Origin of the sequence: Joostella sp. CR20, from assembly GCF_038433465.1 — a bacterium.
Lineage (GTDB): Bacteria > Bacteroidota > Bacteroidia > Flavobacteriales > Flavobacteriaceae > Galbibacter.
Window position 1 is genome coordinate 49,128 of sequence record NZ_JAESVF010000012.1, and the last position, 23,428, is coordinate 72,555.

A 23,428-nucleotide genomic window follows, 5' to 3' on the forward strand; every position below is an offset into this window, starting at 1 on the left:
TATTTGTGGGTTAGAACTTTCTCATTTAAACTGACAAATGAATAAATTAAGGGCTGTAGATTTTTTTTGTTCCGGTGGTGGAATGAGTTGTGGTATGCAAGAAGCAGGTATACAAATTGTTGCTGGAATAGATTTTGATAAAAACTGTAAACAAACTTACGAAGCCAATATTGGAAAAGGAAAGTTTATCCATGAAGATGTATGTAAATTAAAAGAGGAACAGATTGAAGAGAAATTGTCATTAAAAAAAGATGATGATAATTTGATTTTGATAGGGTGTAGTCCGTGTCAATATTGGAGCATAATAAATACCGATAAAAAAAAGTCCAAAAAGTCCAAAAACTTACTAAAAGAATTTAGGAGGTTTGTAGAGTATTTTAATCCTGGTTATGTAGTTGTAGAAAACGTTCCTGGAGTATTGAGAAGAGAAAAAGAAAGCGGGCTAAAATCTTTTATCAAATGGCTGAAAAAAAATGGATACCATACACATTGTGAGATACATGAAGTAAGTAATTATGGTGTGCCTCAACATCGCAAAAGATTTACCTTAATAGCAAACAGAATAACGGAAAAAGAACTCGCTCCTATTCCAGTCATTGGGAGAAAACTAAATGTCGATGATGTAATAGGCAAGAAAAACGGCTTTCCAGAAGTGCAACAAGGGCATAAAGACGGTACTGATTTTATGCACACTGTCGCAGGGTTAAGAAAAATAAACCTTGATAGATTGGCACTTACTCCAAAAAATGGAGGAACACGGTTGGCTTATGTGGACAATGAAGAATTAGCACCTCCTTGCCATAAAGGAAAAAAAGATGGATTTAAAGATGTGTATGGCAGAATGTGGTGGGATAGACCTGCTCCTACAATTACAACCAAATTTTTTAGTTTGTCGAACGGAAGATTTGGTCATCCAGAAGAAGATAGAGCAATATCTTTGAGGGAAGGGGCTGTTTTACAATCTTTTCCGAGAGATTATAAATTTAAGACAACAAGCATAGCAGAAACAGCACGAATGATAGGAAACGCTGTACCACCAAAATATGCAGAGGCTATTGCTAAATCAATTATAGAAAATCATAAGAATGCAATTCAGAACCAAAGCGAGAGCAGTTGATTTATTAGGTAAAGGACAGATTGCCGATTTACCAACCGCTATTACCGAATTATGGAAAAATGGCTATGATGCCTATGCAGATAATTTAAATGCGGATTTGTATAAAAAAGGCTTCAAAGGAATTAATAACTCATATTTTGTTTTGTCTGATGATGGAAAAGGAATGTCCGAAACAGATATTTTAGATAAATGGCTAGTACTTGGAACAGACTCCAAATCTCGTGCGGAAATGGATGTTGAGTCGGAAGAAACTTTATGGAAACGTCCTCGAGTTAAAGCTGGAGAAAAAGGCATAGGACGGTTGTCTGTAGCATTCTTAGGGAATCCTATGTTGATGTTAACAAAAAAACAGGGATATCCTTTACAAGCGGTTTATTTTGATTGGAGGTTGCTGGAAAATTACAATCTATTTCTTGATGACATAACAATACCTATAACTTCTATAGATAAATTATCTGATTTACAAACTTCTCTTGTAAATTTGAAAGAAAAGTTCTTAAAGAACTTCGATAAAGAGTATGATGATAATGACATTCCTATATGGACTGGTAAACAATTGGAATTAAAGTTTGATATTATTTCTGAGACAAAGTCAGCAGATATAGAAGAACCTATTAAACAAGACATAAACAAATTCTTTAGTTCGGAAGATGCTCACGGGACACTATTCTTAATCTTTAATCCTTTAGACCAAATTATAGAGCTATTGGAAAAAGATGATGACGGTTTAGAGGATAGGGAGTTTGTAATTTCCAGTTTAACAGGGTTTACTAATCCATTCAAGGAGAATCATATTGAAATTTCAACAAAATTTAATATTCATAAAGGTTTTGAGACATATGATTTGTTAACAATACAAGGGGATTTTTTTAGTCGAAATGATTTCGAGCTGGCTGATGTGTTTATAAATGGAGAATTTGACGGGAACGGAAGTTTTAAGGGAAAAATAAGAATTTATGATGAAGTTATAGACTACACATATACCAATCCTAGAAAGAAAGATAAAAGAAGTTTTTACGGGAGAATACCGATTAAATTGGGTTACAGTCAGGGAGAGGAAAAGTCATCTTTATTGACTGAAAATCAATATAAAGATATTTCAGATAAGGTTAAAGAATATGGAGGGTTGTATATTTATAGGGACGATTTTAGAGTTTTACCTTATGGTAGAGAAAATGCAGATTTTTTAACATTTGATAAAAGGAGAAATTTAAGGGCAGGAACATATTATTTTTCATATAGAAGGATGTATGGTTATTTAGATATAACAAGAGATAGGAATCCGAACCTGAAAGATAAGTCAAGTCGTGAAGGATTAATTAATAATGCTCCTTATAGAGCATTTACAAATGATGCAATTAACTTTTTTATCACTTTAGCGCAAGATTATTTTGCTACAAAACCGAAGAATTCATTATTCAAGGATAAAAAAGAGCAACTCAATCAAGAGTTTGAAGCTATTAAAGCTGATAAAGTCAGAGAAAAGGTAGAAAAAATTGCATTCACAAAATCTTTAAATAATTACCCTAAAAGGTTGAAAGAACACCAAGAGAGGTATGAGGATTTGCTTACTCTCTTGGATAATAAATTAAGTAGCATAAATGTAACGTATTCGGAAGTTGAAGCAATTTTAGATGAACTTCAAAAACTTGATTTGGAGTGCAAAAATTTAATTCCCAAAGTTCCTAAAAGATATAAACCAACACCAACACAAGAAGAGCGTTTGTATAAATATGAAGATAAATTAAACAGTTATCTTGAAAATATTTCTGCTAAACGAGAAAAATTAAATAAAAAGGCACAAGATAAATTAGAGATTAGAGACTTAAAAATTGATTTCACTAAAAAATACAACGGCTATATTTCGAATCTCGAAAAAACGATTAATCGGAACAAGCAACTTCTTACCGAAAAAAGCAACGCTCTTTTAAAAAATTATAATGAACGTGGTAAGAAAATAATCAATGCTCTTGTTGAGGGGAAAGATAAATTAATTGAATCTATTACATCAAAACAGCAGGTTTATGACTTAGGCTTATCAATCGAAAAAAAGTACAGCAGTTTACTTGAAGAAGCGGAACATACATTATTTCCCTTAGTAGAGCATATTAACCGTTTGTCTTTCGATATAGATGAAGAACAAGTACAAGGAGCATATAAAGCACAATATGACCAGATGAAATATCAATGGGAACAAACCCGTGATACGGCACAATTGGGAATAGCGGTTGAAATTATAGACCATGAGTTCAATCAATTGTATGCAAAAATAAACAATCAACTACATACATTACATTCGAATGAAGAAGTTCAAGCCATAAAAGAATTTCAGTTTTTAGAGAAGAATTTCAAGCAATTGGAAGATAAATACGCCCTCCTTTCTCCGCTGTATAGAATATCTGGAGCATTGTTAAAAGATGTGTCTTGTGATTCCATATATGAATATTTGAAAGAGTTTTTTGAAAACCCAATAGAAGAATATAACATACGTTTTGAGGTGTCGGACAGCTTCAAAAATCATAGTATTCACATAAAAGAACCTGTAATATATACGGTATTCATAAATATAATTAACAATGCTATTTATTGGATGCGTAATAAAGAAGAAAGGCTAATAAAACTGGATTATCAAGAAAACACGGATGAAATAATTATTGCTAATTCTGGAGAGAAAATACCGGATTACAGATTGGAGAAAATATTTGAATTATTCTATTCACAACGCCCTAATGGAAGAGGTATCGGCTTGTATTTGTCTAAGCAAAGTCTTAACGATTCGGGTTTGAATATATATGCAACAAATGACAAAAAATATAATTCCTTAAATGGGGCTTGTTTTGTAATCTCTAAAATTATTAAGGAAAATGTATAATCAAAAAGCGTTCGAAATATTAAGTTCTTCAATATCATCTGCTGTTTTTATTGATGAGAAAGCCAAAGATTTTTTTTCGGAAACACCAGTAGATTCCCAAATCCCAGAAGAGCAGCTATCAGTTGATTTATTCAATACATTTAGAGATAATGGTAAAAGTCTAATGGTGCATAAGTTTCAAAAAGAAAATTTGGACAACCCTAAGACTATTGAATATTTGTTTTCTGGTAAAGATTTAATATTACTTGATTGGGAGTTGGATAAAGTTACTGGGCAAGAATATTCTCTTCAATTATTATCAAAATCCATAGAACTTCCATATATCAATTTTTGCTGTATATATTCCCGTTCAACAAACTTTAGTGAAATACCTCTTTTTTTAACAGCATATTTTTCTGGATTAACAAAAGGCGATTTTAACACATTGAAAAATACTTATGAGTATCTAACAATAGAGGAAGTTCAGGGGAGATGGAATAATTCTGAAAATGATATTGATAATTTTTTCAATGAAAACGAAATTGATATTCAAAACCTTCCAATTGAAGGTTTGGCGGATAAATCTAAAAAGGATATTCTTAAGTACATTTATATCGCATTGAACAGTGAAAAATATATCATTTTGGAAAATGATGTTAACAATCACGAAATTATCCATTTTGATAAAGACTCATTTATTATCAACAACACGTTTGTTTTAGTATTAAAGAAAGAAGAGGAAACTGATAAGTATTACGAAAAATTAATTAGAAGAATATCAGATGCTATTGTAAAAAATAAGAGTAGCTTTTTTCAATTGTTGGGATTAGAAATGCAAACTGTTTTTAATTCCAATGAACGATTTATTGATGAAACAATATTGAAATCATCCACAGAGGCATTATTTAGCTTTAGAAACTATATAAATGACGATAAAATATTCGGTACAATTATAAAGAAACTACTTTTAGAACAAGCGACACTCAATTTAAGAACAGCTAAACTTAAACTATTGGAATCTGATTTTTTAGAAGAGTATGGGGAGACATTGATAAATGATATTAACACAGATGATTTAATGCGACTCAATACTTTTTACAATGCTGTATCAGTCAAGAGTCTAAATGAAGAAGATATTCCAAATTTAAACTTTGGGGATGTTTTCAAAGGTACTAATAACGATTATTACTTGTGTGTTACAGCGCTATGCGATTGTTACTATCCAGATAAAATAGAAAACAACTACTATTTTGTTAAAGGTAAGGAGTTTAACGATACTGAACTTGCAATCCTTCTTGGAGATACAGCCTTTATTAGTTACTTACCCAATGGTAAAGCTGTTTTTTGGGGTCAACCAGAAAATCCCAGTTTGAAAAAGATTAAGCAAAGAAATAAAATAGTAGATGAGGAAAATGTTAATCTTTTAAAGCAACGTCTTAACGAATTGGGTAAAGACATAGAAGGTCTTTCTAAAAATATTTCCAAATTAAATAAATTTCTTTACAAGCCATATTATATAAAGCCAAAGACCTATTATGTTGAAAGCAATAAAATGACTGATGACAAAATAAAAATTTGGGTATTTACCAATAAAAATGGAGATACGGATTTTAATGACATTGAAATTAAATATATTACTACCTTGCGTAATGATTATGCTCAGAGAATAGCCAATCACGCTTTCGGGCACCCTGCCCGTGTTGGTGTAGATTTTGTAAAACTTAAACCTTAATAAGATTCTCAAAATAAAAATAAGCGTTATCTTTGTGATACTATCAAATGATATTATCATAAAATGAAGCCACCTTATCAAATAACCGATAACATACTGCAATTAGTCGCTTCCATTTCTGAGAAATTGGGGGAAATCAATGCCGTACATCTACACAAGCCACCAACAGAACTACGGAAAAAGAATCGTATTAAAACCATTCAATCTTCATTAGAGATAGAAGGTAACACCTTAACCGAAGAGCAAATTACCGCTTTGTTAGAAAACAAAAGAGTGATTGCTCCGCAGAAAGACATTCTGGAAGTACAGAATGCCATAAAAGTGTATGACCAACTCCAAAATTTCAACCCAAACAATTTAAAAGATTTAGAAAAAGCACACGGAGTTTTAATGCAAGGATTGATTGATAATGCAGGAAAACTTCGTACTAAAAATGTTGGTATTGTACAAGGCTCAAAAGTAAAGCACGTAGCACCAGACGGTACAATGGTCAGGGGCTTAATGAATGATTTGTTTACTTACCTAAAATCAGATAATGATATATTGCTAATCAAAAGCTGTGTGTTTCATTATGAGTTTGAGTTTATCCACCCGTTTATTGATGGGAACGGCAGAATGGGTAGATTGTGGCAGACTCTAATCTTAATGCAGAAATACCCAGTTTTTGAATTTCTACCCGTAGAAAGCCTTATCAAAGAGAATCAAGAAGCCTATTATAAAGTATTAGAGCAATCAGATAATATAGGGCAATCTACACCATTTATTGAATGGATGCTCAACATTATACTTCAAGCATTAGAAAACCTCCTTAAAACACAAAACAGAACCCTCACAGTTGAAGATAGAATTGAATTATTCAAAGATAAAATCGGAAAGCAGGAATTTAGCCGTAAAGACTATCTACAAAACTTCAAGGAAATCAGTCAAGCCACCGCAAGTCGAGATTTAAAATGGGCGGTTGAGCAAGGAGTTTTAATTAAATCAGGCGATAAAAGACTAACAAGATATAACTATGCTAATTGACCTTATTTGGTGTTGTGTTTACCCTATTTTCCTAATATTTGTTGCGCACTTGTTACTTAAATTACATAACTAACTATTAATCAGCATCTGTTTACTTTCTGTATTGGAAAATAAACTATGAAAATATATGAAATCAAAGCGCTACTAAATACCACATATACAGCACATTGCTAAAATAAATCATTTCTTTTATTTTCCTATATTTTTACATTTTTTTACTTTTATTACCAAGTTTTTACAAAATCAATTTAATGGTTGTAAAAATTGTAAAATTATATTGTAATGAAAGTCAAATTAAGTGAGCGTAAAATAAAAAATGGAGTTTCTTTATTTTTAGAAATATATTGGGGTTACACAAAAGATAAAAATGGTAAAATAAAACATCAACGAGAATATGAAAAGTTGAATCTATTTTTACATGATAACCCAAAAAATAGAGATGAAAAAAGGCATAATAAACAAGCAAAAGAAACTGCTGAAAAAATACGCTCAAAACGTGAGATAGCTATTCAAAGCGGTAAATATGGTTTTATAAATCCTAACCAACGAAAAATAAAATTACTTGATTACTTTGAAAAACTAATGGAAGAACGCAAAGAGAGTAAAGGTAATTATGGTAGTTGGGATAGTGTACATAAACACTTAAAAAAATATTGTAGAGAAAATACGCTTTTATCAGATGTTAATGTTGAATTTGTTGAAGGATTTAAAAAGTTCCTGCTTACTGAAAAATTAACCAAAGGCAGTAAAAGATTGTCTACTAATTCTGCTAGCTCCTATTTTAATAAATTCAGAACTTGTATTAATACAGCTTATGAAAATGAACTAATTACGAAGAACCCTATACAAAAGGTTAAAAGCATCAAAGGTGAAGAAACAAAACGAGAGTATTTAACTGAAGAAGAAATACAACAACTAGCTATAACAGATTGTAGATATCCAGTTCTAAAAAGAGCATTTTTATTTTCTTGTTTTACTGGATTACGTTGGAGTGACTGTAATAAATTAGTTTGGAGTGAGGTACATGATGAAAAAGATAGTTCTAAAATTATTTTTAAACAGAAGAAAACCAAAGGACAAGAGTATTTAGAAATATCAACACAAGCAAGAGAATTACTTGGAAAAAGGACAGAACAAAACAGTAGAGTCTTTATTGGTTTACGTTATTCAGATTATATGAATACAGCTTTAGCTAGGTGGGTTTTAAAAGCAGGTATAACAAAACATGTTACTTTTCACGTAGCTAGGCATACACATGCCACCTTACTTTTAACCAAAGGTGTTGATTTATTTGTAATTATGGATATACTAGGACATAAAGACATACGTACAACTCAAATTTACACGAAGATTGTAAACGAAAAAAGAAAAGAAGCGATTAATAAACTTCCTAAATTTGAATTAAATATAAGTTTTGATGATTGATTTAAAACATATTGCTAAAGACGTTTTTGAATCAATCGTAAAGGTTAGTTCAAATAATATACTTGTCATTCTTCCTAACTGGAAAAATACTATCATTGAAAACATAAACTTAATAGAGTCAAAAATTGAAAAAATCTATTTTTTAGATTATCTCTACTCTCATTTCATTTACAACATACCCAATCCATTTGATGATAATTCAGAATATCAACTATCTGATGAAACTTTTGAAAAGATTGAAGACATCAAAAAATTTCTTCTTTCAGAAAAGAAATTACTAAAAATTCTAGAGTATTCACTAACAGAAAAAGAGTTTTTAAAAGAAGTAGTTCTGCCAGACGAAGTTAATAAATTTATAGAGTTCGAAGAGTTACTAATAGATAACAAATACTTGAGCCAAAATCGTAAATGGTTAGGTTCTCAAAAAGAACTTGCAATATTGGTCTGTAAACTAATGAGGACAAATATTTTTAGGAAACGAATCAACAATATAGCGTTTAAAAGCGAGCAACGACCTTCTAACTATTACAAAGAACTTCGACTATTTTTTGAAAAACGTTACGATTCAAATTTTAAAAAACAATTCCAATACAATAGAAGAAAAAACTACAACCTAGATGTTGAATTTATATTCATAGAATAATCAGTACCACTTTTTGTCTTTCCGATACCATTTTTTAAAATAGACTTAAATATGATGCGTTCAAAAACAATCGGTTAGCCCTTTCTTGACAATACCATTTATCTCTTATTATCAATTGTTTACAAATTTTGTCCTGTAATTACAAATTAACAGCCGGCTGTTTCATTATTAATTTTTTAAATGAAACAAAAATGACAAAAGAAATATTAGAAAGATTAAAAGCTATTGAAGGTGTTTTATTAATGCAAGACATTTTAAACAAACCTATATTATCACTTAAGGAGGCTGCTCTTTATTTAGGTATATCAAAGTCTACATTATACAAAATGACTTTTGATAATAGGATTAGTCATTACAAACCTTCAGGAAAGTTGATCTACTTCAAAAAACAAGATTTAGAGCAGTATTTATTGAAATACAAAGTAAAATCTAATGATGAGTTAGAAGAAGATATAGAGTCTAAATTATTGTAAAACTACAAAAGCTCCTTGTGTTAACTATGCTGGTGTAAACAAGGAGCTTTCTAATATATCATGTTATGAATAATGGTAAATATATTATAATTCCTGAATCTGTGTATCAGAGTGATTTAAATACAACAGAAATGGCAGTATATGGTTTTATATATTCAATGAGTTTCCAAAAAGGATATTGCTATGCTAAAAATGAATATATACAAAATGGACTCAAAATATCTAAACCAACATTAAATAGAAGTTTAAAAACTCTTATTAACAAGGGTTTTATTAAAAAAGAGTATAAAGGTAAAATTAGACACTTAACACCCTTACATATTATTACAGAAGTATCAAATATAACACTCAATAGTATTAAAGATGATACTAAAAACAGTATCAAATCTGATACGCATAATAATAAACCTTTAAATAAGAAAGAAAATAAATTAATGAATGATTTTTCTTTTAATCAAGACATCAAAGAAGATGTAGATTATTTATTAATTAAATGCTTAGAGCATTTGAATAAACGTTATTTACATAAGACTGATTTTAAGATTAAAATTTCTGAACAGAAACATATAGGATTTTTATTTGATGTCTTTAGGAAGTATTTGGGTGATGATTTAATACAAAACATAAATGCTATCGATAACGATTTCTATAACTACCTCTATTCTTTTTGTCTTGATTTAAAGGATAGTACTAGTAAAAACAGTGGTAGATATTATCCATTTAAATTTAAAAACTCTAATTTAAATAAGTTTATTAACTACCAGAAATCTAAACATAAAAACAAAGATTATTTGAAATTCAAAAAAGAATTAGAAGAAAATGACACCTATAATCGTCAAAGTAAATCAATTATTAATGAATGGTTTGATGAATTTAAAAAATAGTAGTTCCAATTTTATTTTTCATAAAAAAGATGGTTGCAGTTATAGAAAATACTTACTCTATATTTTAAAAGTGTGACCCTGATGGTACTCTGATTTTTTGTAGATTTGAACTTATGCAAAATTACTGTCTAAATAAAGGCGTTGAGAGGTTAAAACAGTTTGAAATAGCAGAGTTTGAAGAGTGGTATTACGATAAACTAATATACTATAACGACTATCCAAACATTGATTATTGGAAGACATTACCTCACACCTATCACGAAGCTTCAGATGTACCTTTAAAAAAGGTAATTGGTACAAACCATATTAATTATGCAAATAATACATGGCTAGAAAATTTAGGATGCTTAAAGAGATTTTCTTCTTATTACACTAGAGAATATTCTACCAAATATTTTGATTCAGAAGACAGAAAACCTACTAATAGTTATGCAAAATTTGGAGATGATTATATAATTACAGAAGGAAATCATCGTACACACTCTGCTAAATTTCTAGGGTACGAATCAATAAAAGGCCATGTGACTGAATATTTTTTTGACCATGAATTATTTAACTCAGTAAATGATTATAAGAAAGAAAAATTATCACTCACTATACCTGATAATATTTACAGTGAAGCTATTTGGAATTTAGAGATTGAAAATATTCAAATTTATATTCATGGTTACAAAATGTTGAAATCTTTTATTCAACTATATAAAGACACACCTCCTTCTTGGTACAAAAGCAAGAAACTTCAATTAAATCATTCTTTGAAGTTATCTAATACTGAAGACTATGTACATATTAAAAATCAAGAAGACTTAAGTAAACCTATTTTTAAACTTTTACCTGCATTTAAATACAATAAATTAATAGCTGATAATCAGTTACTGTTTAAGCAGATTAAAATATATTTGTAATCAAGTAAAAACAATTTTATATAGATAAAAAGAAATTTTAAATAACATATTGATTTAGCGTTAGCTATTACTCTGCTTAAGAAAACTGGTAATTTTATTTGTGTACGAGATAATAGACTTAATGCTCACGTCTTCGGCGTGGGCTTGGTTTATTCGTACACAAGGTATACCAGTACCTCTTAAGCGATAATTCTAAGTTCCACGCTTTTTTATACTAGTAATTAACTACTCTCTTGGAACTGGAGAGTGTAAGAAAAATATCGTTTATGAATCAACAAAACAGTTCTAAAATCTTAAACAAAATATCTATTGTAATAGCAATTATTTTGATTTTATATGCTCTATTCAATTTTAGTAGTAGTAAATTTTCAAGTATTATAATCCTAATTTCTGCTTTTATAGTAAGTCCTTTATCAAAAAGAATTTTCACAAAAATGGAACGCAATAAATTACGATTACTTCGAATAGGTGTTCCAATAATTGGGGTATTATTTGGCACTATTTTTAGTGTATTTAGTTATGAGAATAAAAAAAGAGCATTTGAAAACAGAGAAAGAGAATTAGTAAAACAGTATTTAAAAGACCACCCAAATTTATATTATCTCAAACAAGCAGATAGTCTATTTTATTGGCACAATTATTTTGAGGGAGCATATGATAACGACGAAAACTTAGAATACCTTCGAAATTTATTGAATAGAATAAATTACAAAACTATTCATTACCTCCCCAACAATAACGCTTATGCCATTAAGAAAGATTCTGTCAATCAAACTACAACTGTAATTTATACTCCTGAATTTATTGTTGATTCTATTAGCTATGAGTTTCAGAAGTCAAATAAAGAAGATGCTATAAATAAATACGCAATTGAATTTTTGGTTTCTAGCGACCAAGAAATAAAATCTATTAATGCGCTTGTAAATTATAATAATGGAACTCAGAAGTTATTTGACTCTATTAGTAATAATTATTCTGTAGAAAATAATCTCAACAAACCAAAAATAAAATCTCAAACAGAATATATTGAAGCTAGAATAAGATATGCTGAAAGAGCTAAGCTAGTTACAGACTTTAAAAAAAATTGTTTTAGCGGTTGGGATGGCTCTCATATATTATTGGCTAAAGCTATTAAAAACAATATGCACAATCCTGATAGTTTTGAACATGTGGATACCCAATTTAAAATTCAAAATGATGAAACTGCTATAATCATTATGAAATATAGAGGAACTAATAGCTTTGGTGCTACTGTAACAAATTCTCAAAAAGTTAAAGTTGATATGAATACTTGTGAAATAATCAAGGTTTTTAATTAAGTAAATGCATTAAATAAATTATATTTGGGATTCATTTCTAACATTTAAGATATTGAAAAATAAAGCATCTATAAACAATAATAGTATTGATTCAGCAGGAATTCCAAAAGATTATAAGGAAGCTATTGCAGAATTAATATGGAATGGTTTTGATGCAAAGGCTACTAAAATAGATGTTTTATTTGAAAGTAATGAAATTGACTCTATAGAAAGTATTACAATTTCTGATAATGGAGAGGGAATTAAATATGAAACTCTTCAAGAAACTTTTGGGTCGTTTTTAGATTCTCAAAAGAGAAATTCATATCAAAGGTCATCATATATTAAAGGCAAAAAAGGTAAAGGAAGATATTCATTTTCAGCATTAGCAGGAAAAGCAACTTGGCATACTTCATATAAAAAAGATAATAAAGTGCTAGTTTATGATATCGTTATCTCAAAAAATAGCAAGGATGTCTATGAAGATTCCAATAAAAGAATTTTTGATGATAAACCTACTGGAACAGATGTAATACTCACTGAATTATTTAATGTTACTGCTTATAGTTTTAATTCCGATGAATTTAAATTATTTCTAGCTAAAGAGTTTGGTTGGTTTCTACTTTTAAATAATAAAAACAATTATACTCTCTCAATTAATGGAGAAAACATAGACTATCAATATATAATTTCAGAGAGTGAGTCTAAAGAACTAATAATAGAAGATAAAGAAAATTTAAAGCACAAATTTTTAATTACCTATGTAAGGTGGAATGAAAGTATTGGGGATAAATACTATTATTATTTCTTAAACAATGAAAAAATTGAAAGTGCAAAAAAATTAACTTCATATAATAATAACGCTATAGAATTTCATCATAGTGTTTATATTGAATCGCCTTTTTTTGATGAGTTTGAAATGAATAAAAGTGATTCTGATAGTAATCTTTTTAAAAAGAATCAAACTCACCCAGTTTTCAAAGTCTTAATAAAAGATTTAAATGAATTTTTATTTAGAAAACAAAAAGATTTTGTTAGAGAAAATGCAGCTAATGACTTAGTAATTAAATATGAAACTAGAGGCGTTTTTCCAAAATTTGCAAAAAATGAATATGCGCAAGCTCGTAAAAAAGATTTAATTAAAGTAGTCAAAGAGCTATACTGTGTTCAACCAAAAATATTCAAAGGATTAAAAGCAGAACAAGAAGTTACTTTTGTTGGTTTTCTGAATTTGTTGTTAGATACTGATGAAAGAGAAAACATCCTTACAATTATCGAAAATGTAACTCGATTAACAAGCGAAGAACGAAAAGAATTGGTTGAGGTTTTAAAAAAGACAGGATTGTCAAGAATCACTAATACAATTAAACTTTTAGAAGATAGATTTAAGACTGTTGAATATCTAAAGGCTCTAGTTTTTGATTTAAAAAAGTTCACAACGGAAAGAGACCATATCCAAAAAATCATAGAGAATAATTATTGGTTATTTGGCGAGCAATTTCATTTAACTTCTGCGGATAAAAACTTCCAAGAGTTGTTATCTAACTATCTTTATTTTATTGATGGAATTGAAGAAAAACAAAATATTCAATCTTACGAATGGAAAAGAAGGCCAGACATTTTTCTTTGTAGAAAGCATAATATTCCTGATGCTAGTGATATTGAATATTCTATTGAGCAGAATATTATGGTTGAATTAAAACGACCTACGGTAACAATAACCAAAAAGGAATTTAGACAGATTGATGATTATTTGGATTTTATACTAAAAGAAGATAGGTTTAATAGTCAGTTGAGAGAATGGAAATTTTATGTATTAAGCAATAAGGTCGACGACTATATCGAAAAGCAATATGAGGCTTTTAAAGATAAAGGCAAAAGATTTTTAGTGCAACAAGCAGGTAAATACGAAATCTACGCTCTAACATGGGATGATTTATTTAAAACATTTGAAATTAAACATAATTATCTACTGAATAAACTGGATTTTGATAAAAAATCAATTCAAGAAGAATTGAATATCAATGGAGTTAAACTTTCGACTTCAATTTCAGACAAAATTAGCTCTAATATTATTAGTGCTTAATTTCTTTTGTTTTCTTATTTTTTGACTATAATTTACTTAATTTTTACAATTAATATTCTATATATCAAAATTACAAATTGATTATCAATTTGTTAGTGATTTAATTCATATTTTGTATCGGAAAGTAATTAGAGTTTAAAAAATATAAAGCCGAATACTATTTGTAATTAGTTTTTAAACACAAAAAAAGCCAGAGTTATCTCTGGCTTTTAATATTTGAAATTAAATTATAGAACTTTAAAATCTGTCTAAATTCATCACTTTGTCCCAAATTTTTACAAAGTCGGTTACAAATTTCTCTTTTGCATCTTGACTCGCGTACACTTCTGCTAAAGCTCTTAATTCTGAGTTCGAACCAAATATTAAATCGGCTCTTGTAGCTGTCCATTTTACAGCGCCTGTTTTACGGTCTTTTCCTTCAAATAACTCTTCGTTACCTTCAGATACTTTTTCCCATTTGGTACTCATATCCAAAAGATTTACTAAGAAATCATTCGATAACACCCCTGGTTTTGAAGTGAAAACTCCGTGCTTAGATTTATCATAATTAGTATCTAAAACTCTCATCCCTGCCAATAAAACAGTCATTTCTGGGGCTGTAAGTGTTAACAACTGTGCTTTGTCTACCAATAATTCTTCCGTAGAAACATTAAATTTTGTTTTTCTATAGTTTCTAAATCCATCGGCATAAGGCTCTAAATATTCAAAAGCTTCTATGTCTGTTTGTTCCGCAGAAGCATCCATACGTCCTGGAGTAAAAGGCACCGAAACATTATAACCACCAGCTTCAATTGCTTTTTCAAGACCAACAACACCAGCCAATACAATTAAATCTGCAATAGATATTTTTTTGGTTGCTGAATTAAACTCTGCTTGAATAGTTTCTAAAGAATTTAAAACCTTAGCCAATTGCTGTGGATTGTTAACCTCCCAATCTTTTTGAGGTGCTAAACGAACACGTGCTCCATTAGCTCCTCCTCTTTTATCAGATCCTCTAAAGGTTGAAGCAGAAGCCCAAGCCGTAGAAACCAATTCTGAAGTTGTTAATCCTGTTGCTGAAATTTTAGATTTTAAAGTAGCTATGTCCGAATCGTTAACCAATTCGTGGTCAACAGCAGGAATTGGATCTTGCCAAATCAAATCTTCTTGTGGTACCTCTGGCCCTAAATAACGGTCTTTAGGTCCCATATCTCTATGCGTAAGTTTAAACCAAGCTCTTGCAAAAGCATCGGCAAACTCATCTGGATTTTCATAAAAACGTCTTGAAATTTTTTCGTATTCTGGGTCAAAACGTAATGATAAATCGGTTGTTAACATTGTTGGAGCATGCTTTTTTGTTGGATCAAATGCATCTGGAATAATAGCTTCTGCATCCTTAGCAATCCATTGTTTTGCACCCGCCGGACTTCTGTGGGGAAGCCACTCATACTCAAATAAATTTTTAAAGAAGTTGTTGCTCCATTGCGTTGGCGTTTCAGTCCAAATTACTTCTGGACCTCCAGTAATTGCATGTGCTCCCACACCCGATTCGAAATTATTTTTCCACCCAAAACCTTGCTCCTCAATAGGCGCAGCTTCTGGTTCCGGACCAACATGATCTGCTGGACTTGCAGCTCCATGCGTTTTTCCAAACGTGTGCCCACCAGCAATAAGTGCTACAGTTTCTTCATCGTTCATCGCCATTCTTTTAAAGGTCTCTCGAATGTCTTTTGCTGCGGAAAAAGGATCCCAATTTCCATCTGGCCCTTCTGGATCCACATAAATTAATCCCATTACAACAGCAGCAAGCGGATCTTCTAAATCTCTTTCTCCTGAATAACGTTTATCTGTTAACCATTCTTTTTCAGAACCCCAATATACATCTTCTTCTGGCTCCCATACATCTTCTCTACCACCTGCAAACCCGAAGGTTTTAAAGCCCATCGACTCTAAAGCTACATTTCCTGCCAATACCATTAAATCGGCCCAAGAAATACTTTTTCCGTATTTCTGTTTTATCGGCCATAATAAACGCCTTGCCTTATCTAAACTTGCATTATCTGGCCAGCTATTAAGCGGTGCAAAACGCTGTTGCCCTGCTCCTGCGCCTCCTCTTCCATCTCCAATTCTATATGTTCCGGCACTGTGCCAAGCCATACGAATAAACAAACCTCCATAATGTCCAAAATCGGCTGGCCACCAATCTTGTGAATCGGTCATTAAAGCATGTAAATCTTTTTTTAGTCCTTCATAATCTAAACTATTAAACGCTGCAGCATAATCAAAATCTCCCTCCATCGGATTTGATAAAGAAGAATTCTGACGCAAAATATTCACTTTTAATTTGTTAGGCCACCAATCTCTATTGGTAGTTCCCCCTCCAGCTGCTTGTTTTGGCGCTGCACCTGAAAATGGGCATTTTCCTGAACCTGTAGTACCATGAGAAAAATTGTTGTCGGAAGTCATATTTATAAATTTTTAAAATTATTTTTTGTTTTACTCAAAATTACATAACATTAAGCTATTATTATTAAATATATAATCGATTTTATTTATTTAAGTATAAAGGTTAATTTAGGTATAATTCTAAACATTTAAAAACTAACACACTTAATTTTAATTAATTATAAATAATATAATATTGAGATAACATGTTTAGCTATATTTGCGAGCCATTTGTAGAAGCTTTCATTGAAATCAAAAATATAGTTCTACGAACCAATTTATCAGCTTAAGATTGATACATTAAAGCTTTTTAAACTCGAAAGAAATTTCAATTTCAGCATTCGAAACCATTGCTTTTAAACGGTCTCCTTCTTTCCAATATTTTATTTTATTCGGAAATTCAATTGAATCGTTTGTGCAAGTAAAAGTTGTTGAAGTATAATTTGTCATTTTAAAAATTGTTAACTGTGGTTCTTCAAGTACTTCAACCGCTAAACTCCACTGCTTATCAATTTCAACCAAATGTATTTTCTCCCTTTTAACAGTATCACCATCTTGCATTGTAAAGCCAATCCCAGTATATTTTGAATTGCTGATTTTAGTCCATTTTTCGAAAGTCTGTCTTCCTTCTTTTTCGTTTACACGTTGCCACTTCCCTAGCAACCAATCAAAATTTTCAGTAGTTTCTTTTACTTCCGTTTCTATGTTTTTTTGATCTTCTTTTTTATTCTGATGACAGGAAAAAAGTGCTAATCCAATGAATATTATCAAAATTTGCTTCATCTTAAATCGTTTTATTTAAATATTAAATTACTGATTAACAAATAAATACAGCTATTTTTTCAGCAAAACAAATATTACTTATTCAGAATAATAAACTCACTTCGTCTGTTTAACTGATGTTCCTCAATACTACAAGGCACGCCGTCCGAACAATGGTTTACCAACGATTCCTCTCCATAACCTCTCCCCGATAATCGCGACGGATCGATATTTCCTTTTTCAATGATATACTGAATGGTTGCTTTATTTCTTCGTTCCGATAAGCTCAAATTATAATCGGCTGGTGCTCTACTATCGGTATGCGATCGCACATCTATTTTTAACTGCGGAAAGGTTTGCATCGCATCAATTACCTTTTGAAGTTCTATTTCTGCATCTGGACGAATATTAGATTTATCAAAATCAAAATAAATAGGATTTAGCTTCAACACCTTTCCTAAATCTGTTCCCATTACAAAATCTCCTTTCTTCAAAAGTATGGTCGTTTCAATAGTTTCCGTAGGCAAATTTCCAGTTGCAATTACTTTTTCTTCTTTTGTATAATGTGTTTTTTCGGCTCGCAAAGCATAATTCTGCATACAACCTAAATAATTTTCATACGAAAACCTCCCTTCAACATCGGTATAAACTTGAGCTATTAACTGCTGATTTCCGTCGAGTAAAGAAACCGATGCATCCGCCAAAGGCATTTGTGTATCGGCATCGAGTACCACTCCTTTTAACAACTGAAAACAACTTGTGAAAAGTGGCGAAGTTTCTTCAATTTCATAAATATCATCATTTCCTGCATCCCCATCGCGGTTGGAAGCCACATATCCTTTTTTGGTTGCTGAATCGATAATAAATGTAAAATCGTCACTCGATCCATTAATCGGTTTCCCAATGTTAAACGAAGGCCCAACACCACCGTCGGAAGTAATTTGTGCCACAAAAACATCCAAACCTCCAAGTCCGATATGTCCATCCGAAGCAAAAAATAATTTATTATCAGCATCAATAAACGGAAAAGTTTCACGCCCTTCTGTATTGATTTGTTTTCCTAAATTTTTCGGTTTCCCAAAACCGTTCTCTTGAATTTCAACCTTGTACAAGTCAGACTGACCAAAGCCTCCAGGCATATCCGAAGAAAAATACAATGTTGATTCATCACTACTCAAAGCAGGATGCGCCACCGAATATTCGTCGCTATTAAAAGGAAGCGCACTTACCTCCCACGCGTCGTTAACTTTTGTCGCTTTAAACAACTTTAATCGGTTTACACCCTTGCTATCTTCTCGATACGAATGATTTACATAATTGTTTCTTGTAAAGTAAATTGTATTCCCGTCCTTAGTTGCTACGGCAGTAGATTCGTGGTATTTTGTATTTATTTTATTGCTGAAAGATTTTACTTTGGAAGTAGAGTCTACTGAAATGAAATACAAATCGAGAAAAGGTTGCTCATTCCACTGATGAATATTTTTTGATGCCTGAAGTCGCTCTCTATTCGAGGCAAATAGAATTCCATTTTTATAAAAAGAAGGCGCAAAATCTGAAAGTGGCGAATTAAAAGAAGCTTTCGAAATATTAAATTTTCCTGACTGTAATTCGATTTCTTTCAAATAATCGCGATTTTGATTGAACAGTTTAGCCCTAAAATCATCGCCTTCTGCTTCGTAAAATTGTTGCATCACTTTATCTGAAAAATCATAGTTTCCTGTGCTTTTCAAACTCAGTGCAAACCTGTACAAGTATTCAGCTTTTATAGGCGAATCCTTCATATACCGTTTTTGATACCAATACGAAGCAGTTTTATAATCGGCTGTATAGTAATACGAATCGGCTAGTTTTTCTAACAATTCATCAGAAGCATCTTCGCCTTCCTTTTCTGCTACTTTTAAATAATAATCGCGCGCATTGATAAAGGCATAAGCATCGTAGGCTTTATCTCCTCTATTTTCAATTCTCGATTGCGCTTCTGCAGAAAAAAAAGAGATCAAAGCAACTAAAGTTATTAGGATGTTAAGTTTCATCTGGGTTGGTTTTGTAGATTTATAACTTAGCTTACATTAGAAAAATCTTGGTGAAATAATTTTCTTCCTTCTGTTAAACAATTCATAGCGTAAAAACACTTCATGCGACCCACCATTGTACTGTGCCAAAGGTGTGGTTTCCCAATCGTAGGCATAGCCAATCATTAATTTATCGTCTATTTGAAAACCTGCCAAGGCACTCATAGCCGCATCCCAACGATAAGCAGCACCTAAACTAAACTTGTCGTAAAACAAGAAATTGGCAGAAACATCTACCTGTAAAGGAGCTCCACTCACTGCTTTCACTAATGCTGCTGGTTTAAACTTTACATCGTTCGAGAAGTTGAAAACATAACCTGTAATTGCATAAAAATGAAGGCGCTCTCCTGCTGTACTATTGCTCGACTCGTCAAAATGTTCGGTTTCTAACATATTTGGGATACTCACTCCAACATAAAATCTATCGGTATAATAATAAGCTCCCGCACCAATTTGAGGAGAAAATTCGTTATCTACATTGTACTGAACACTTGGATCGCCACCACCTGGAGAACCTGTGTTTACACGACTAAAATCGATATCAAACAAATTCATTCCAGCTTTTAATCCCAACGAAATTTTCCCTCTGTATGACACATTCATGATGTAACTAAAGGTAAAGTCGATTGCGGTTTCATTGGCAATAAAAATTCGGTCATTGGTTATACTAAAACCTAAACCTACCTTTTCGCCCACAGGACTATGCATGGAGAAATTCATAGTTTCTGGTGCTCCGTCTAACCCCGTCCATTGATTACGATACAAGGCAATGGCACTAAACATCTCTCGCGTACCAGTATAGGCCGGATTAAACGTCATGGTATTGTACATATATTGGGTGTACTGAGAATCTTGTTGGGCGTTTACCTTTGTAAACTTCCCAACAAAAATCAGTATAAAAATTACAAGTATTTTATTTAAATCTATCTTCATTCAAAATCAATATTAATCGGTAATTACAAATATTGGTCCAGCTTTTCTAACATTTACTCCGGCTTCATTTATATAATTAAGCACATAGTAATACGTTCCTGTTGGTAATTTTTTATTACGCTGAATCGTAACTCGTCCGTCGGAATATCCTCTAAATACTTCGCCTGTTGCTCCATAACCTTGTGTTTGGAAAACTCTAATTCCCCAACGGTTATAAATTTCCACTGTATTATCTGGATAACAATCCAATCCGTCGATAGTTAAATAATCGGCAATTCCATCGCCATCTGGACTCACAATATCGTAAACTACAACTTCGCAATTTTCTGGATTTAGCGACACATTTGTTCTGTCATCTGGGTTTCCGTCGTTGTTAACATCATTGTCTGTTGGATTGTTTGGATCATCCGAATAATCCGAAACTTCATTTCCTTGAGCATCTTCTCCCGTAACACGCGCTTGATTTTCAACCACACCATTATCAAGATCGGTTTGTGTAATAGTGTAAGACGCTGAGAAAGTTGTGTTATCAGTTTCATTCACACCTAAAGTAGCTATTACATTTCCGCTGATTTCAATTCCATCAAGCTGATCTTCCAACGTGATATTGTATAGATCAACATCGCCTGTATTAGTGATCGTAAACAAGTAGTTAATTGTTTCTCCAACCGATGCATAACCATCGCCATTTTCATCATTGAATACAGCTTCTTTTAATAGACTGATTGATGCAGTTCCATCTAAACTAGTAACCGTAGGATCGTCTTCTGTATTTCCGTCGGTATCATCACCATCATCAGAAACGTCAGAAACAGTTTCTCCAACAGTATCTAGTGCTCTTGCTTCTACCGTATTACTGATATATTTAGAGTTTACATCGCTTTGCGTAATAGTGTAACTTGCTAAATACTCAGCACTTTCAGTCACTTTCAACACCCCTTCCGAAGAACCTAAACTCGCTTTGTTAAAGGTAGGCTCGAGAGTTAAAGTTAATGGTTCATTATTTCCATCAGTTAAAACATCTGTAATTGTAACATTACTCAAGGCAACTTCTCCTGTGTTGTAAACAATTATGGTATAATCTATAATATCTCCTTCGCTCGGTTTACCATCTCCGTTATCAGTAAAAGTAGCTTGTTTCGTTACTTTTATTGCTGAAACTGGAGGTGCCGGATCAATGTATTCAACATCTACAGAAGTAGGATCGTCGGTAGTATTTCCGTCGGTATCATCACCATTATCTGAAACATCTGTAGTTGTTTTTCCATTAGTATCAACCGCTGTAACATTCACCGTGTTTTCAACAGTTCTAGAAATAGCATCGTCTTCTGTTATTTCATAAGAAGCAACATAAGTAGCAACTTCATTTACTTGTAATGTTCCTTCAGAAGAATTTAAACTAGCACCTTCAAAAGTAATTCCAGTTGTTAGCTGAAGCTCTGTTCCTGCTCCGTTAGTTATAATATCTTCTAAAGTGATGTTGAGTAATGTAACCTGACCCGTATTTTCAACAGTAATTGTATAATCGATACTATCACCTTCACCTATAATTCCGTCATTATTAACATCTACAACAGTAGCATATTTAGTTGCTTCAACACCTAAACTTCCAAAAGGAGGTACCACAGTTACCGTTGGATCTTCTGGATCTCCATCGCCATCTGGATCATCGTTTGTAGAATTGTTAGGATCGTCAGAAGTATCTGTTATCGTTGTTCCTTGCGGATCGGTTCCTGTTGCAATGGCTGTATTAGTAACCGATTCGTTATTTATATCCTCCTCAGTAATCGTATAAAGCGCAGTAAACGTTGTTGAATCTACTTCTCCCGGAGCTAAAGTAGCAATTGGTCCACCATTAACAGTTACTAATGCATCAGTAATTGTAATATTCGACAAGCTTACATTTCCTGTGTTTGCAACAGTAAACGCATAGGTTATAGTTTCTCCTACATCTGCATATCCATTTCCGTTGACATCATTAAATGTTCCTGTTTTTTCTAAAGCGATATTTCCTTTAGGAGTTAAACTTGTCACCGTTGGATCATCTGGTCCTGGTTCTGTTGGATCATCACTATCTGAGGTATCTTCAACTGGAATACCTGAAGAATCTACTCCGCTTGCAATCGCGGAATTACTAACACTTCCTGCATCAATATCATCTTGCGTAATGGTATAAACCACACTCGCTATACCTTCCGCTCCTGGTGCTAAACTCGATGGAACTAAAACTAAGTCAGTTACTCCTATCTGCGTATCATTGATTACGATACCATCTACCGTTACATTTCCTGTGTTGGTTACCGTAAAGGTATACCTAATGGTATCACCGACATCCACACGACCATCACCACCATCTGCAACTGCGGAGGTCTTGATGAATTCCAAACATGCCTCTCTAACTATATAGCTATTTTCAACAATACAACCATTGCTATCGGTGATTACCACAGCATACGTCCCAGCTGTTAATCCACTTGGGGCTTCTACACTTTCTTGTCCGCTTGGAAGCATCCCATCCGTTGTCGTCCATGCATAACTATAAGGTGCTACTCCTCCCGTCACACTTATATCTATTGCTCCTACTGATGGATTGTTACATGAAACATCTGTAATATCTGATATACTATCAATCTCTAATAAAGTCGGCTCAGTGATCGTTACCGAAGTAGTCGCTGTACATCCATTGCTATCAGTTACCGTTACATTGTACGTTCCTGCGGCTAAACCACTTTCTGTATAACCTGTAGTTACATCCGTCGCTGTGATAGCTCCACTTAAATCATAAGGTGCTGTTCCCCCT

At 32.1% G+C, this 23,428-nt stretch carries 16 protein-coding genes; 11 read left to right on the forward strand and 5 right to left on the reverse strand.

Annotated features, from left to right (window positions below; translation table 11 throughout):
- Positions 1–37: 37 nt before the first annotated feature.
- The 11 genes from JMA43_RS12655 to JMA43_RS12705 all read left to right on the forward strand — a co-directional run bounded on the left by JMA43_RS12655 (position 38) and on the right by JMA43_RS12705 (position 14,437).
- On the forward strand, positions 38–1,117 hold the full coding sequence (locus JMA43_RS12655) for a DNA cytosine methyltransferase (RefSeq protein WP_342157011.1): 1,080 nt from the start codon (positions 38–40) through the stop codon (positions 1,115–1,117).
- Complete coding sequence (locus JMA43_RS12660) at positions 1,086–3,989, forward strand: ATP-binding protein (protein ID WP_342157013.1); 2,904 nt, start codon at positions 1,086–1,088, stop codon at positions 3,987–3,989. Before JMA43_RS12655 ends, JMA43_RS12660 begins: the two co-directional genes overlap by 32 nt.
- Positions 3,982–5,700 (forward strand): response regulator receiver domain, encoded by a 1,719-nt coding sequence (locus JMA43_RS12665; RefSeq protein ID WP_342157015.1) that lies wholly within the window; start codon positions 3,982–3,984, stop codon positions 5,698–5,700. Before JMA43_RS12660 ends, JMA43_RS12665 begins: the two co-directional genes overlap by 8 nt.
- Before the next feature lie 63 nt (positions 5,701–5,763).
- Entirely contained in the window at positions 5,764–6,723 is a 960-nt protein-coding gene (locus tag JMA43_RS12670; RefSeq protein WP_342157016.1) for a Fic family protein, read from the forward strand.
- 282 nt (positions 6,724–7,005) lie between these two features.
- The gene (locus JMA43_RS12675; RefSeq protein WP_342157017.1) at positions 7,006–8,148 is read left to right on the forward strand and encodes a tyrosine-type recombinase/integrase; all 1,143 of its coding nucleotides are present in this window, start codon (positions 7,006–7,008) and stop codon (positions 8,146–8,148) included.
- Positions 8,141–8,791: a hypothetical protein gene (locus tag JMA43_RS12680; RefSeq protein ID WP_342157018.1), complete on the forward strand. Its 651-nt coding sequence runs from the start codon at positions 8,141–8,143 to the stop codon at positions 8,789–8,791. The genes JMA43_RS12675 and JMA43_RS12680 overlap by 8 nt, the downstream gene beginning before the upstream one ends.
- 191 nt (positions 8,792–8,982) lie before the next feature.
- Entirely contained in the window at positions 8,983–9,264 is a 282-nt protein-coding gene (locus JMA43_RS12685) for a helix-turn-helix domain-containing protein (RefSeq protein WP_342157019.1), read from the forward strand.
- A gap of 65 nt (positions 9,265–9,329) precedes the next feature.
- Positions 9,330–10,148 (forward strand): helix-turn-helix domain-containing protein, encoded by an 819-nt coding sequence (locus JMA43_RS12690; protein WP_342157020.1) that lies wholly within the window; start codon positions 9,330–9,332, stop codon positions 10,146–10,148.
- Positions 10,149–10,261: 113 nt separating this feature from the next.
- Positions 10,262–11,053, forward strand: coding sequence for a hypothetical protein (locus tag JMA43_RS12695; RefSeq protein ID WP_342157022.1), 792 nt, complete (start codon positions 10,262–10,264; stop codon positions 11,051–11,053).
- A 266-nt stretch (positions 11,054–11,319) separates the two neighbouring features.
- Positions 11,320–12,372, forward strand: coding sequence for a hypothetical protein (locus JMA43_RS12700; RefSeq protein ID WP_342157023.1), 1,053 nt, complete (start codon positions 11,320–11,322; stop codon positions 12,370–12,372).
- 52 nt (positions 12,373–12,424) lie between these two features.
- A complete protein-coding gene (locus JMA43_RS12705) occupies positions 12,425–14,437 on the forward strand; it encodes an ATP-binding protein (protein WP_342157024.1) in 2,013 nt (670 codons plus the stop codon).
- Between the two features lie 237 nt (positions 14,438–14,674).
- On the opposite strand, the gene katG is transcribed toward JMA43_RS12705, so the two are convergent.
- The 5 genes from katG to JMA43_RS12730 all read right to left on the reverse strand — a co-directional run.
- A complete protein-coding gene (gene katG, locus JMA43_RS12710; protein ID WP_342157025.1) occupies positions 14,675–16,882 on the reverse strand; it encodes a catalase/peroxidase HPI in 2,208 nt (735 codons plus the stop codon).
- A 279-nt stretch (positions 16,883–17,161) separates the two neighbouring features.
- The gene (locus JMA43_RS12715; protein WP_342157026.1) at positions 17,162–17,644 is read right to left on the reverse strand and encodes a hypothetical protein; all 483 of its coding nucleotides are present in this window, start codon (positions 17,642–17,644) and stop codon (positions 17,162–17,164) included.
- Between the two features lie 74 nt (positions 17,645–17,718).
- Positions 17,719–19,656: an OmpA family protein gene (locus JMA43_RS12720; RefSeq protein WP_342157027.1), complete on the reverse strand. Its 1,938-nt coding sequence runs from the start codon at positions 19,654–19,656 to the stop codon at positions 17,719–17,721.
- Positions 19,657–19,692: 36 nt separating this feature from the next.
- The gene (locus JMA43_RS12725) at positions 19,693–20,628 is read right to left on the reverse strand and encodes a PorP/SprF family type IX secretion system membrane protein (protein ID WP_342157028.1); all 936 of its coding nucleotides are present in this window, start codon (positions 20,626–20,628) and stop codon (positions 19,693–19,695) included.
- Positions 20,629–20,640: 12 nt separating this feature from the next.
- A partial coding sequence (locus JMA43_RS12730; protein WP_342157029.1) for a DUF7507 domain-containing protein occupies positions 20,641–23,428 on the reverse strand: 2,788 nt, incomplete at its 5' end.

Excerpts from the sequence above, each read along its gene's own strand:
- JMA43_RS12720 (WP_342157027.1), bottom strand. The coding sequence starts at position 19,656 with ATGAAACTTAACATCCTAATAACTTTAGTTGCTTTGATCTCTTTTTTT.
- JMA43_RS12725 (WP_342157028.1), bottom strand. The coding sequence starts at position 20,628 with ATGAAGATAGATTTAAATAAAATACTTGTAATTTTTATACTGATTTTT.
- JMA43_RS12700 (WP_342157023.1), top strand. The coding sequence starts at position 11,320 with ATGAATCAACAAAACAGTTCTAAAATCTTAAACAAAATATCTATTGTA.
- JMA43_RS12690 (WP_342157020.1), top strand. The coding sequence starts at position 9,330 with ATGAATAATGGTAAATATATTATAATTCCTGAATCTGTGTATCAGAGT.
- JMA43_RS12655 (WP_342157011.1), top strand. The coding sequence starts at position 38 with ATGAATAAATTAAGGGCTGTAGATTTTTTTTGTTCCGGTGGTGGAATG.
- JMA43_RS12665 (WP_342157015.1), top strand. The coding sequence starts at position 3,982 with ATGTATAATCAAAAAGCGTTCGAAATATTAAGTTCTTCAATATCATCT.
- katG (WP_342157025.1), bottom strand. The coding sequence starts at position 16,882 with ATGACTTCCGACAACAATTTTTCTCATGGTACTACAGGTTCAGGAAAA.
- JMA43_RS12680 (WP_342157018.1), top strand. The coding sequence starts at position 8,141 with ATGATTGATTTAAAACATATTGCTAAAGACGTTTTTGAATCAATCGTA.
- JMA43_RS12685 (WP_342157019.1), top strand. The coding sequence starts at position 8,983 with ATGACAAAAGAAATATTAGAAAGATTAAAAGCTATTGAAGGTGTTTTA.
- JMA43_RS12670 (WP_342157016.1), top strand. The coding sequence starts at position 5,764 with ATGAAGCCACCTTATCAAATAACCGATAACATACTGCAATTAGTCGCT.
- JMA43_RS12715 (WP_342157026.1), bottom strand. The coding sequence starts at position 17,644 with ATGAAGCAAATTTTGATAATATTCATTGGATTAGCACTTTTTTCCTGT.
- JMA43_RS12675 (WP_342157017.1), top strand. The coding sequence starts at position 7,006 with ATGAAAGTCAAATTAAGTGAGCGTAAAATAAAAAATGGAGTTTCTTTA.
- JMA43_RS12660 (WP_342157013.1), top strand. The coding sequence starts at position 1,086 with ATGCAATTCAGAACCAAAGCGAGAGCAGTTGATTTATTAGGTAAAGGA.
- JMA43_RS12695 (WP_342157022.1), top strand. The coding sequence starts at position 10,262 with ATGCAAAATTACTGTCTAAATAAAGGCGTTGAGAGGTTAAAACAGTTT.